The 12,191-nt window shown below is 38.9% G+C and carries 11 protein-coding genes and 4 pseudogenes; 12 read left to right on the top strand and 3 right to left on the bottom strand.

The features are described 5' to 3' along the window. Nucleotides 1–233: 233 nt before the first annotated feature. Nucleotides 234–791: pseudogene (locus AT689_RS03480) on the bottom strand (transposase family protein); the annotation flags it as partial. On the opposite strand from AT689_RS03480, the pseudogene AT689_RS13365 reads away from it, so the two are divergent. The 9 genes and pseudogenes from AT689_RS13365 to AT689_RS03435 form a co-directional block, all read left to right on the top strand. Next, nucleotides 777–1,263, top strand: a pseudogene (locus AT689_RS13365) (cupin domain-containing protein). The pseudogenes AT689_RS03480 and AT689_RS13365 overlap by 15 nt on opposite strands. A gap of 83 nt (nucleotides 1,264–1,346) precedes the next feature. Beyond that, entirely contained in the window at nucleotides 1,347–2,054 is a 708-nt protein-coding gene (locus AT689_RS03470) for a response regulator transcription factor (protein WP_000166475.1), read from the top strand. Next, complete coding sequence (pnpS, locus tag AT689_RS03465) at nucleotides 2,055–3,386, top strand: two-component system histidine kinase PnpS (protein ID WP_000833268.1); 1,332 nt, start codon at nucleotides 2,055–2,057, stop codon at nucleotides 3,384–3,386. A gap of 166 nt (nucleotides 3,387–3,552) precedes the next feature. Then, entirely contained in the window at nucleotides 3,553–4,428 is an 876-nt protein-coding gene (locus AT689_RS03460; protein ID WP_000669493.1) for a substrate-binding domain-containing protein, read from the top strand. A gap of 117 nt (nucleotides 4,429–4,545) precedes the next feature. Next, the gene (gene pstC, locus AT689_RS03455; protein WP_000165887.1) at nucleotides 4,546–5,409 is read left to right on the top strand and encodes a phosphate ABC transporter permease subunit PstC; all 864 of its coding nucleotides are present in this window, start codon (nucleotides 4,546–4,548) and stop codon (nucleotides 5,407–5,409) included. Continuing rightward, on the top strand, nucleotides 5,402–6,217 hold the full coding sequence (gene pstA, locus AT689_RS03450) for a phosphate ABC transporter permease PstA (RefSeq protein WP_000049768.1): 816 nt from the start codon (nucleotides 5,402–5,404) through the stop codon (nucleotides 6,215–6,217). Before pstC ends, pstA begins: the two co-directional genes overlap by 8 nt. A gap of 1 nt (nucleotide 6,218) precedes the next feature. Next, entirely contained in the window at nucleotides 6,219–6,971 is a 753-nt protein-coding gene (pstB, locus tag AT689_RS03445) for a phosphate ABC transporter ATP-binding protein PstB (RefSeq protein WP_000536447.1), read from the top strand. Nucleotides 6,972–6,985: 14 nt separating this feature from the next. Further along, nucleotides 6,986–7,636 (top strand): phosphate signaling complex protein PhoU, encoded by a 651-nt coding sequence (gene phoU / locus AT689_RS03440; RefSeq protein ID WP_001245781.1) that lies wholly within the window; start codon nucleotides 6,986–6,988, stop codon nucleotides 7,634–7,636. A gap of 40 nt (nucleotides 7,637–7,676) precedes the next feature. After that, a pseudogene (locus AT689_RS03435) lies at nucleotides 7,677–8,129 on the top strand (transposase); the annotation flags it as partial. A gap of 114 nt (nucleotides 8,130–8,243) precedes the next feature. Here the strand turns inward: AT689_RS03435 and AT689_RS13360 are convergent. Beyond that, on the bottom strand, nucleotides 8,244–8,378 hold the full coding sequence (locus AT689_RS13360; protein WP_223200643.1) for a hypothetical protein: 135 nt from the start codon (nucleotides 8,376–8,378) through the stop codon (nucleotides 8,244–8,246). Between the two features lie 188 nt (nucleotides 8,379–8,566). Then, a pseudogene (locus tag AT689_RS13355) lies at nucleotides 8,567–8,725 on the bottom strand (hypothetical protein); the annotation flags it as partial. A gap of 169 nt (nucleotides 8,726–8,894) precedes the next feature. Between AT689_RS13355 and AT689_RS03420 the strand changes: the two are divergent. From AT689_RS03420 to AT689_RS03410, 3 genes are all read left to right on the top strand, one after another. Continuing rightward, complete coding sequence (locus tag AT689_RS03420) at nucleotides 8,895–9,911, top strand: NAD(P)H-dependent glycerol-3-phosphate dehydrogenase (protein WP_000415102.1); 1,017 nt, start codon at nucleotides 8,895–8,897, stop codon at nucleotides 9,909–9,911. Between the two features lie 21 nt (nucleotides 9,912–9,932). Beyond that, a complete protein-coding gene (galU, locus tag AT689_RS03415) occupies nucleotides 9,933–10,832 on the top strand; it encodes a UTP--glucose-1-phosphate uridylyltransferase GalU (RefSeq protein WP_000202225.1) in 900 nt (299 codons plus the stop codon). A gap of 417 nt (nucleotides 10,833–11,249) precedes the next feature. After that, nucleotides 11,250–12,179, top strand: a complete 930-nt coding sequence (locus AT689_RS03410; protein ID WP_000428157.1) for a hypothetical protein — start codon at nucleotides 11,250–11,252, stop codon at nucleotides 12,177–12,179. Nucleotides 12,180–12,191: the final 12 nt, after the last annotated feature.

Genomic DNA, 12,191 nt, shown 5'->3' with positions numbered 1-12,191 from the left:
GTTTTAGGACATAAATATGATCGATTTATGTCCTAAAACGTCGTAATCTTAAAGTTATTGGAACTAAAGTTCCTAATTGTTAGACGCTAGCCGCTTATATGCGAACTAGCTAACTGCTTCACTAGTCATGACCCCTAAATATAATCGATTTAGAGGCCATGACGTCGTAACCAGAGACACTTGCCTAAACGCTTCACTAATTCACCTAACCAAATAATAGACTTCCTGCAAAACTAGAATCCTAGTTCATGATTGATAATACCAGCAATCAAATTCATTCGTAATCCGAAGCGTTTACGATGATTTCGATAGGTTGTTGAAAACATTTTAAACGTTTTTACTTTGGCAAAGATGTTCTCGACCTTGCTTCTCTCCTTGGATAGCGCATGGTTATAGGCTTTATCTTCAACTGTTAGTGGCTTGAGTTTGCTGGATTTACGTGGAGTTTGTGCTTGAGGATATATCTTCATGAGCCCTTGATAACCACTGTCAGCCAAGATTTTACCAGCTTGTCCGATATTTCTGCGACTCATTTTGAACAACTTCATATCATGACAATAGTTCACAGCGATATCCAAAGAAACAATTCTCCCTTGACTTGTGACAATCGCTTGAGCCTTCATAGCGTGGCATTTTTTTTACCAGAATAATTCGCTAATTCTTTTTTTAGGGCGATTGATTTGTACTTCCGTCGCATCAATCATTACCGTGTCCTCAGAACTGAGAGGAGTTCTTGAAATCGTAAAACCACTTTGAACAAGAGTTACTTCAACCCATTGGCTCCGACGGATAAAGAAGACTTGATAAGAACTCTAGAGTTAGCTCCCCATGTTGAAGGTGGCTATTTTAGACAAACAAAAAAAGCTTCAGACACTATAAACCTTGCTGGTAAGGGAAGGGCGCTTTATACCAGTATTTATTTCTTATTAAGAAGAAACGAATCCTTCACATTTTCACCGATTGACAGCAGATGAAATCTGGTATTTTCATGCAGGATCCCCACTTACTGTTCACATGATTACAGCAGATGGTCACTACGAAGTAGTCACTTTAGGCCTGGACATATCCAAAGGGCAACAACTTCACTACTGTGTTCCTAAGGGCACTATTTGGGGATCAACAGTTGATAAGGATGATGCTCTGGTTTCTTGTCTTGTTGCTCCTGGTTTTGAATTTGAGGATTTTGAATTATTTGAAAGGGTAGATCTACTGGCGACCTATCCAGAGCACAAGGAGATGATTGAGCGTTTGACCAGATACTAGTCTTGATAAGCAAATTTAATCTGATTTAGCAATGTTAGGATTTCTGATAATTGTGTTATAATGTTACCAATAGGAGATAATAGATGACAAAACAAGTCTTATTAGTGGATGATGAAGAACACATTCTGAAATTGCTTGACTACCATTTAAGTAAGGAAGGCTTTTCTACTCAATTGGTAACAAATGGACGGAAGGCCTTAGCTTTGGCAGAAACAGAACCCTTTGATTTTATCTTGCTTGATATCATGTTACCACAATTAGATGGCATGGAAGTTTGTAAGCGGCTGAGAGCCAAAGGCGTCAAAACTCCAATTATGATGGTTTCTGCGAAAAGTGATGAATTTGATAAGGTTTTGGCCTTGGAATTAGGGGCTGATGACTACCTGACCAAGCCTTTTAGCCCTAGAGAATTGCTGGCGCGTGTCAAGGCTGTCCTCAGGCGAACTAAAGGAGAACAAGAAGGAGATGATTCAGATAATATCGCTGACGATTCTTGGCTATTTGGGACCTTGAAAGTATACCCTGAGCGTCATGAAGTCTACAAGGCGAATAAGTTACTGAGTTTGACCCCAAAAGAATTTGAACTCTTGCTCTATCTTATGAAACATCCCAACATGACACTGACTAGAGAGCGTCTTTTGGAACGTATCTGGGGGTATGACTTTGGGCAGGAAACACGTTTGGTGGACGTTCATATTGGTAAGTTGAGGGAAAAAATTGAAGACAATCCTAAAGCCCCTCAATTTATTCGAACCATTCGGGGTTATGGTTATAAGTTCAAGGAGTTATAGATGAAACGCTACCTTCAATTTTGGCTAGTCAATCTAAGTGTTAGCCTCATTCTGATTGCAGGGATGGCATTAACTTGGATCAGTAAAGGCATCGGTCTCTTTCTTCTAGCCCTTTCTTTGGGACTAGGTGGCTACTGGCTCTTTTGCCTTTGGAAATGGGAAGTTGCTTTTGAGACCTTGCACCAACCTCTCTTGACCAGTAGTGAATACTTTTTAGAAAAAGGGCAAGAAGACTTAAAGTCTTTGGCTCAGTATGTGTCTGGCCTAAAAACCAAAGTCTCCCAACAGGATCAGCAATACAAGGACCTAGCCGAAACAATGGAGGTTCTTCTGTCGCACCTAACCATGGGGACGTTTTTAGTTTCCGCTCAAGGTCAGATGTTATTATCCAGTCGCTCTCTGCCTCATTATTTTCCCGATGTGGACGGCGACATAAGTTCACTTGATGACCTCAAACGGATGGATATTCGGAATTTAGTTCACCAAGCCTTTGATCAAAAAACAAGGTTAAAACAAGAAGTAAGTGGGTTTCATGAGGGTGACTTGATTTTAGAAGTGACAGCAGTTCCCGTTTTTAGCCCCACCCAATCTGTGGAAGCTGTGCTCGTCTTGCTATATGATTTAACAACGATTAGAACTTATGAAAAGTTAAATTTAGCCTTTGTCTCAAATGCCTCCCATGAATTGAGGACACCAGTTACTTCGATTAAGGGCTTTGCTGAAACCATTAAGGGGATGTCAGCTGAAGAAGAAGCGCTCAAGGATGACTTTCTAGACATTATTTACAAAGAAAGCTTGCGTCTTGAGCATATTGTTGAGCATCTTCTTACCTTATCTAAGGCTCAACAAATGCCTATACAATGGACGACCCTTTCTTTGGCAGAATTTGTACAGGATTTGACTCAAAGCTTGCAACCTCAGCTCAAGAAGAAGGATTTACAGCTAAAGGTGCAGGTGCCAGATGATGTCACCCTCGTATCAGATAGTCAATTACTTTCCCAAATCTTACTCAATCTTTTATCCAATGCCATCCGTTACACTGAACAAGGGGGAAAAATTGAGGTCAAGACCCAAAAGGGGAACGAAGGCATTAAGATTTCTGTATCAGATACAGGGATTGGTATTAGTCAATTAGAGCAGGATCGTATTTTTGAACGTTTTTACCGAGTTAATAAAGGTCGAAGCAGACAAACTGGTGGCACTGGTCTTGGCCTTGCCATTGTCAAAGAACTCAGTCAATTATTAGGTGGCCAAGTCACGGTGACAAGTCAGCTTGGCAGAGGCAGTTGCTTCACGATTTTTCTTCCTAACCAATCTTTCGCACAGGACTAATAATTTTTAAAGCTATTTTTAGGAGCAGCCATTTTTCAAAAGTGGCTTTTTTTGATTCTTTACACAATCTTTACATGAATCAGGGATAAACCTTTACAAAGACTTGTTAGACTATAAATGTAGTAAGCCTACACAAGAAAAATACATAGAGATAAAGGTGATTATTATGAAATTCAAAAAAATGCTTACTCTTGCAGCCATTGGCTTATCAGGATTTGGGCTTGTTGCCTGTGGCAATCAGTCAGCTGCTTCCAAACAGTCAGCTTCAGGAACGATTGAGGTGATTTCACGAGAAAATGGCTCTGGAACACGGGGTGCCTTCACAGAAATCACAGGGATTCTCAAAAAAGACGGTGATAAAAAAATTGACAACACTGCCAAAACAGCTGTGATTCAAAATAGTACAGAAGGTGTTCTCTCAGCAGTTCAAGGGAATGCTAATGCTATCGGCTACATCTCCTTGGGATCTTTAACAAAATCTGTCAAGGCTTTAGAGATTGATGGTGTCAAGGCTAGTCGAGACACAGTTTTAGATGGTGAATACCCTCTTCAACGTCCCTTCAACATTGTTTGGTCTTCTAATCTTTCCAAGCTAGGTCAAGATTTTATCAGCTTTATCCACTCCAAACAAGGTCAACAAGTGGTCACAGATAATAAATTTATTGAAGCTAAAACCGAAACCACAGAATATACAAGCCAACACTTATCAGGCAAGTTGTCTGTTGTAGGTTCCACTTCAGTATCTTCTTTAATGGAAAAATTAGCAGAAGCTTATAAAAAAGAAAATCCAGAAGTTACGATTGATATTACCTCTAATGGGTCTTCAGCAGGTATTACCGCTGTTAAGGAGAAAACCGCTGATATTGGTATGGTTTCTAGGGAATTAACTCCTGAAGAAGGTAAGAGTCTCACCCATGATGCTATTGCTTTAGACGGTATTGCTGTTGTGGTCAATAATGACAATAAGGCAAGCCAAGTCAGTATGGCTGAACTTGCAGACGTTTTTAGTGGCAAATTAACCACCTGGGACAAGATTAAATAAAATGTTTGCTCCATAAATCTCTAAAGAGATGCAGACGTTTCATCGTACAATAAGATAAAGAAGGCAAGTAGGGAGGTGTCGTATCTCCCTTACTTTCTTCACTAGAAAGGACAAGATGTGACAAAACAAGCCTTCAAAGAAGCAGTTTTTAGGGCAATTTTTTTCATGAGTGCAACAGTAGCTGTTGTAGCTATTTTGCTAATCTGTTTCTTTATTTTTAGTAATGGCTTACCTTTCATAGCTAACTACGGCTTTGCCCGTTTTTTATTAGGCAGTGATTGGTCGCCAACGAACATTCCGGCAAGCTATGGTATTTTACCAATGATCGTTGGTTCCTTATTAATTACCTTAGGAGCGATTGTGATTGGGGTGCCAACAGGCATCTTGACATCGGTGTTTATGGTTTATTATTGTCCAAAGCCCGTCTATGGCTTCTTAAAATCAGCTATCAACTTGATGGCAGCCATTCCATCTATTGTTTATGGTTTTTTCGGCCTACAATTATTGGTGCCTTGGATTAGAAGCTTTTTAGGAAATGGCATGAGTGTCCTAACCGCTTCGTTACTATTAGGAATAATGATTTTGCCAACCATTATCAGTTTGTCAGAATCTGCTATCCGAACAGTTCCCAAAACGTATTATTCTGGTAGCTTGGCTCTAGGAGCTAGTCATGAACGGAGTATTTTTAGTGTCATCTTGCCAGCTGCGAGATCTGGTATTTTATCAGCAGTTATTTTAGGAATCGGTCGCGCAGTAGGTGAAACCATGGCAGTTATTTTGGTGGCAGGCAACCAGCCGATTATTCCAAGTGGACTCTTTTCAGGAACCAGAACCTTAACAACCAATATTGTTCTGGAAATGGCTTACGCATCAGGTCAGCATAGGGAAGCCCTTATTGCAACCTCAGCAGTTCTCTTTTTCCTTATTCTCTTGATTAATGCCTACTTTGCCTACTTGAAAGGAAAATCATCTTATGAGTAAATACCTGCTAAAACTTCTCGTTTATTGTTTTTCAGCTTTAACCTTTGGCTCTCTCTTTTTAATCATTGGTTTTATCCTCATCAAAGGCTTACCTCATCTAAGTCTATCCCTCTTTTCTTGGACTTATACTTCTGAGAACATTTCCCTTATGCCAGCGATTATTTCCACCGTTATTCTGGTCTTTGGTGCTCTTCTTTTAGCCTTGCCCATAGGGATTTTTGCTGGTTTTTATCTTGTGGAATATACAAAAAAAGATTCCCTTTGTGTTAAAATCATGCGATTGGCCTCAGATACCTTGTCTGGGATTCCTTCCATTGTTTTTGGTCTGTTTGGCATGCTCTTCTTTGTAGTCTTCTTAGGTTTTCAATACTCTCTGTTATCAGGAATCTTAACCTCAGTTATCATGGTGTTGCCAGTCATTATTCGCTCAACAGAAGAAGCCCTTTTATCTGTTAGTGATAGCATGCGTCAAGCAAGTTATGGACTTGGGGCAGGTAAGTTACGGACTGTTTTTAGAATTGTTCTACCAGTTGCCATGCCAGGTATTTTAGCTGGAGTGATACTAGCTATTGGCCGTATCGTTGGTGAAACAGCTGCCCTCATGTATACATTAGGTACCTCTACCAATACGCCAAGTAGTCTCATGTCTTCAGGCCGTTCTCTAGCCCTACATATGTATATGCTGTCAAGTGAGGGGCTACATGTCAATGAAGCCTATGCTACCGGCGTGATTTTAATTATTACTGTTTTAATGATAAATACTCTATCAAGCTTATTATCTCGGAAACTTGTGAAAGGAGCTTCCTAGTATGGGAACATTTTCAGTCAGACACCTAGACTTATTTTACGGGGATTTTCAAGCCTTAAAAAATATTTCGATTCAATTACCAGAAAGACAGATTACTGCCTTGATAGGCCCATCTGGTTGTGGCAAATCAACTTTTCTAAAAACCCTTAATCGGATGAACGATTTGGTTCCTTCTTGCCATATTGAAGGCCAAGTCCTCTTAGATGAGCAAGATATTTATAGTAGCAAATTCAACCTTAATCAGCTACGCAAGCGTGTAGGGATGGTTTTTCAACAGCCTAATCCCTTTGCCATGTCTATCTATGATAACGTGGCTTATGGCCCAAGGACACATGGTATTCGAGACAAAAAACAATTAGATGCCTTAGTGGAAAAATCTTTAAAAGGGGCAGCCATTTGGGACGAAGTCAAAGATAATCTTAAAAAGAGTGCCATGTCCTTATCAGGCGGTCAGCAGCAACGCCTTTGCATTGCGCGAGCTTTAGCAGTAGAACCTGATGTTCTGTTAATGGATGAGCCGACTTCAGCCTTAGACCCTATCTCCACTTTAAAAATTGAAGACCTCATTCAGCAACTAAAAAAGGATTATACGATTATCATTGTTACCCATAACATGCAACAAGCTTCACGTATTTCAGATAAAACTGCTTTTTTCTTAACAGGAGAAATTTGCGAATTTGGAGATACCGTTGACGTGTTTACCAATCCAAAAGATCAGCGCACAGAAGACTATATTTCAGGACGGTTCGGATAAGGAAGGAAAAACCTATGAGAAATCAATTTGACTTAGAATTGCATGAATTAGAACAATCCTTTTTAGGACTAGGGCAACTTGTCCTTGAAACAGCTTCAAAAGCCTTACTGGCCTTAGCCTCCAAAGACAAGGAGATGGCAGAGCTAATTATCAATAAGGATCATGCTATCAACCAAGGTCAAAGCGCTATCGAATTGACCTGTGCCCGTTTGTTGGCCTTGCAGCAGCCACAAGTGTCTGACCTTCGATTTGTAATTAGCATCATGTCTTCTTGTTCAGACCTTGAACGTATGGGAGACCATATGGCAGGCATTGCCAAAGCTGTTTTGCAACTAAAAGAAAATCAACTAGCCCCTGACGAAGAACAGTTACACCAAATGGGTAAATTATCCCTCAGCATGCTAGCCGATTTATTGGTTGCCTTTCCTTTGCACCAAGCCTCAAAAGCTATTAGTATTGCTCAAAAAGATGAACAGATTGACCAATATTATTATGCCTTATCAAAGGAAATCATTGGACTTATGAAAGACCAAGAAACCTCAATTCCCAATGGAACTCAATACCTTTATATCATAGGGCATCTGGAACGCTTCGCTGATTACATTGCTAACATTTGTGAACGCCTAGTCTACCTAGAAACAGGAGAACTAGTGGATTTGAATTAATTCAACTAATCCTTAAAAGAGAAGAGTACGATTAAGTGCTCTTTTTTATGGTTGTAAAAAAGTTCATTTGACCAATTTAAGCAGTGTAGATAGTGAGGAGCTGTTTCAATTCTATCGTGAACGAGGGAATGCTGAAAACTTTATCAAAGAAAGGAAAGCAGGATTCTTTGGGGATAAGACAGATAGTTCGACCATGATTAAGAATGAAGTACGTATGATGATGGGCTGTCTGGCTTATAATCTCTACCTCTTTTTAAAGCAGCTAGCTGGTGATGAAGTAAAGGCCTTGACTATCAAGCGTTTTCGACGTCTCTTCCTTCATATTGCCGGAAAATATGTCTCTACTGCTAGACGACATATTCTCAAATTCTCAAGTCTATACGCCTATTCAAAACAGTTTCAAGCCTTATTTGATACAATCTGCCAGATAAATCTGATACTCCCTGTTCCATATAGAGCTAGAGGGCAGGGGAAAACATGCCTAACAGAATAAGTCACCTTATTTTAAAAATCGAGCATCAAACCAAGGGAGGAGTCTGCCCTTTTTTAGGAAAAAATCAAGACAAATCTCCTCAATTATGTCTCGAACATCAGAAATTAAGCAAAATCACCAGAAGGACAGTATTTCAACTAGCTTTTCTGGTAATTTTTGAACTGTGTAGTTCGTTAGTGCCAGATATGAATAATTTGGGATGATAAATCTTTCTTCCTCAGGTAGCCTATCATAATACTCTTCAAAAATCTTATCAAAACACTCTCTTTCTTTTGGGCGATAGTTTCATCTTCGTATGTAGGAGTCCTCATCAAGAAATACTTCAATTCTAGGTATTCCTTATCCAACTCTATATAACTTGGCATCAACTTGTAATCTTCAACCCCCAAACGTTCAGCGATATATTTTAACTTTGTTAGTGTTGGTCTGGATTCTCCATTTTCAATTCTAATTAATTGACGGATACTTAATTCAGACTCATCACCACAAAATTCTGAACGACTGATTTTTTTAGCCAAACGTAATCTTTTAATTTTTTCGCCAAACTCTCGCAACCTACAAGAACCTCCTGAGTTGTTTACCTCTATTATAAGCATATACTGAATCAAACTATCTATCAGATTTCTTCTCACTTTAACTAAAGACTAAGAGTTTATCCCTTCGTCTCGGTTTTTGTGTATTTTTCCACCATACCCCAGTAATGCAAGTGCAAAATCCCCTAGAATATGATAGAATAAGAGAAAGAACTCTATCAAGGAGGAAATCATGGAAAAACAAACCGTCGCCGTCTTGGGGCCTGGTTCTTGGGGAACCGCCCTTTCACAAGTCTTAAATGACAATGGACACGAGGTACGTATTTGGGGAAATCTTCCCGAGCAAATCAATGAAATTAATACACACCATACTAATAAGCACTACTTTAAAGATGTCGTTCTAGACGAAAATATCATTGCCTACACCGACTTAGCAGAAACATTGAAAGATGTGGATGCGATTTTGTTTGTTGTCCCAACAAAAGTGACACGACTTGTTGCCCAGCAAGTTGCACAAACCTTGGACCATAAGGTTATCATCATGCACGCATCAAAGGGATTAGAACCTGATAGCCATAAACGATTATCAACCATTCTTGAAGAAGAAATTCCTGAACATCTCCGTAGTGATATCGTCGTTGTTTCAGGGCCTAGTCATGCAGAAGAGACCATTGTGCGTGACCTAACTTTAATAACTGCTGCTTCTAAAGATTTACAAACAGCTCAATACGTTCAGGAGCTATTTAGTAATCACTACTTCCGACTTTATACCAATACGGATGTTATCGGGGTTGAAACTGCTGGTGCTCTTAAAAATATTATTGCTGTCGGTGCTGGAGCTTTACATGGTCTTGGATTTGGTGATAATGCTAAGGCAGCCATCATCGCTCGAGGTTTAGCAGAAATCACCCGCCTAGGGGTAGCACTCGGGGCCAGTCCATTGACCTATAGCGGCTTATCTGGTGTGGGAGATTTGATCGTAACGGGAACTTCCATCCACTCTCGTAACTGGAGAGCTGGAGATGCTCTCGGACGAGGAGAATCCCTAGCTGATATAGAAGCTAATATGGGCATGGTAATCGAAGGAATTTCAACGACTCGAGCAGCCTATGAACTAGCCCAAGAACTTGGAGTCTATATGCCCATTACACAGGCTATTTACCAAGTTATTTATCACGGAACCAATATCAAAGATGCCATTTATGACATCATGAACAATGAATTTAAAGCAGAAAATGAGTGGTCTTAACCCTCTATAGAAAGGATTTTTATGACATCAAAAGTTAGAAAGGCAGTCATCCCTGCTGCTGGACTAGGAACTCGATTTTTACCAGCAACCAAGGCCCTTGCCAAAGAAATGTTGCCAATCGTAGACAAACCAACTATCCAGTTTATCGTGGAAGAAGCTCTCAAATCAGGTATTGAAGATATTCTAGTTGTCACTGGTAAATCAAAACGTTCTATTGAGGACCACTTTGATTCAAACTTCGAATTGGAATATAACCTCAAAGAAAAAGGGAAAACAGATCTTTTGAAGCTAGTTGATGAAACAACTGGCATGCGTCTGCATTTTATCCGCCAAACTCATCCACGCGGTCTCGGAGATGCTGTTTTGCAAGCCAAGGCTTTCGTCGGAAATGAACCTTTTGTCGTTATGCTTGGTGATGACTTGATGGATATCACAGACGAAAAGGCTGTTCCACTTACCAAACAACTCATGGATGACTACGAGCGTACCCACGCGTCTACTATCGCTGTCATGCCAGTCCCTCATGACGAAGTATCTGCTTACGGGGTTATTGCTCCGCAAGGCGAAGGAAAAGATGGTCTTTACAGTGTTGAAACCTTTGTTGAAAAACCAGCTCCAGAGGACGCTCCTAGCGACCTTGCTATTATCGGACGCTACCTCCTCACGCCTGAAATTTTTGAGATTCTCGAAAAGCAAGCTCCAGGTGCAGGAAATGAAATTCAGCTGACAGATGCAATCGACACCCTCAATAAAACACAACGTGTATTTGCTCGTGAGTTCAAAGGGGCTCGTTACGATGTCGGAGACAAGTTTGGCTTCATGAAAACATCCATCGACTACGCCCTCAAACATCCACAAGTCAAAGATGATTTGAAGAATTACCTCATCCAACTTGGAAAAGAATTGACTGAGAAGGAATAACAAAATCATTTATATAAAGATTAGCCACACATAAATTAAGTAAATTCTCTACTTGAATCTACCTATTTAATAAAAACTAATGAAAACGCTATACTTGTATTTGTTTTTTCATTAAAATAAGAGTAGAATAAATTAGTATAGTAAAACAAAAAAGCACCGAATCGGTGCGCACTTTTTCAAGTTGTGTACGGACAAAGCCTTATTTTAACTTTGCTATGTTGTTTCTAATGGTTCCAAAATAATAAATAATTTTAAATTTGACTTAACTGTTGGAGTAGTCATGGTTAAATTAAATCAACCGAGCCGAACATAAGTTGTTTAATTTTGTGGAAGCTATTAATAAAAATATAATAAGGGAGAAAGATAGGTGTAATTTTAATTTTAAAGTAATTGCGGACACTATCAAAGTAAAAGATTATGGAGAACAAATTTGTAGAATTTATCGAAAACAATAAAAAAGTAATCATTTCATCAGTTGCAGTTGGTGTTGTATTGATATTAGGGTTTGGATGGTATTCATATAACCAACAACAAGCAGAACAACAAGCAAAAATTGTACAATTAGAAAAAGATAGCAAATCAGACAAAGAACAAGTTGATAAACTATTTGAATCATTTGATGCATCTTCAGATGAATCTATTTCTAAATTAAAAGAACTATCTGAAACTTCACTTAAAACCGATGCAGGTAAAGACTATCTTAATAACAAAGTCAAAGAATCATCTAAAGCAATTGTAGATTTTCATTTGCAAAAAGGTTTGGCTTATGATGTTAAAGATTCTGATGAGAAGTTTAAAGATAAAGCAACTCTTGAAACAAATGTGAAAGAAATTACAAAACAAATTGATTTTATCAAAAAAGTTGATGAAACTTTTAAACAAGAGAATTTGGAAGAAACTCTTAAATCTCTAAATGATCTTGTTGATAAATATCAAAAACAAATCGAACTTTTGAAGAAAGAAGAAGAAAAAGCTGCTGAAAAAGCAAAGGAATCTTCTAGTCAAAGTAATTCTTCTGGTAGTGCTTCTAATGAGTCTTATAATGGATCTTCCAATTCAAATGTAGATTATAGTTCATCTGAACAAACTAATGGATATTCAAATAATTATGGCGGTCAAGATTATTCTGGTTCTGGAGATAGTTCAACAAATGGTGGATCATCGGAACAATATTCATCTAGCAATTCAAACATCGGAGCAAATGGTGTCTACAGATATAAAGGCACTGATGCTAACGGCTATCAAAGATACTACTACAAAGATCATAATAATGGAGATGTGTATGATGATGATGGGAATTATCTTGGGAACTTTGGTGGTGGCATTGCAGAACCTCCACAACGCTAATAACTATTTTAG

Origin of the sequence: Streptococcus pneumoniae (assembly GCF_001457635.1) — a bacterium.
Lineage (GTDB): Bacteria > Bacillota > Bacilli > Lactobacillales > Streptococcaceae > Streptococcus > Streptococcus pneumoniae.
Note: the sequence above shows the minus strand (reverse complement) of the source record. Positions and strands in the feature narration are given on the sequence as shown.

Excerpts from the sequence above, each read along its gene's own strand:
- AT689_RS03410 (WP_000428157.1), top strand. The coding sequence starts at position 11,250 with ATGGAGAACAAATTTGTAGAATTTATCGAAAACAATAAAAAAGTAATC.
- AT689_RS03460 (WP_000669493.1), top strand. The coding sequence starts at position 3,553 with ATGAAATTCAAAAAAATGCTTACTCTTGCAGCCATTGGCTTATCAGGA.
- AT689_RS03420 (WP_000415102.1), top strand. The coding sequence starts at position 8,895 with ATGGAAAAACAAACCGTCGCCGTCTTGGGGCCTGGTTCTTGGGGAACC.
- pstB (WP_000536447.1), top strand. The coding sequence starts at position 6,219 with ATGGGAACATTTTCAGTCAGACACCTAGACTTATTTTACGGGGATTTT.
- AT689_RS03470 (WP_000166475.1), top strand. The coding sequence starts at position 1,347 with ATGACAAAACAAGTCTTATTAGTGGATGATGAAGAACACATTCTGAAA.
- galU (WP_000202225.1), top strand. The coding sequence starts at position 9,933 with ATGACATCAAAAGTTAGAAAGGCAGTCATCCCTGCTGCTGGACTAGGA.
- pnpS (WP_000833268.1), top strand. The coding sequence starts at position 2,055 with ATGAAACGCTACCTTCAATTTTGGCTAGTCAATCTAAGTGTTAGCCTC.
- pstA (WP_000049768.1), top strand. The coding sequence starts at position 5,402 with ATGAGTAAATACCTGCTAAAACTTCTCGTTTATTGTTTTTCAGCTTTA.
- phoU (WP_001245781.1), top strand. The coding sequence starts at position 6,986 with ATGAGAAATCAATTTGACTTAGAATTGCATGAATTAGAACAATCCTTT.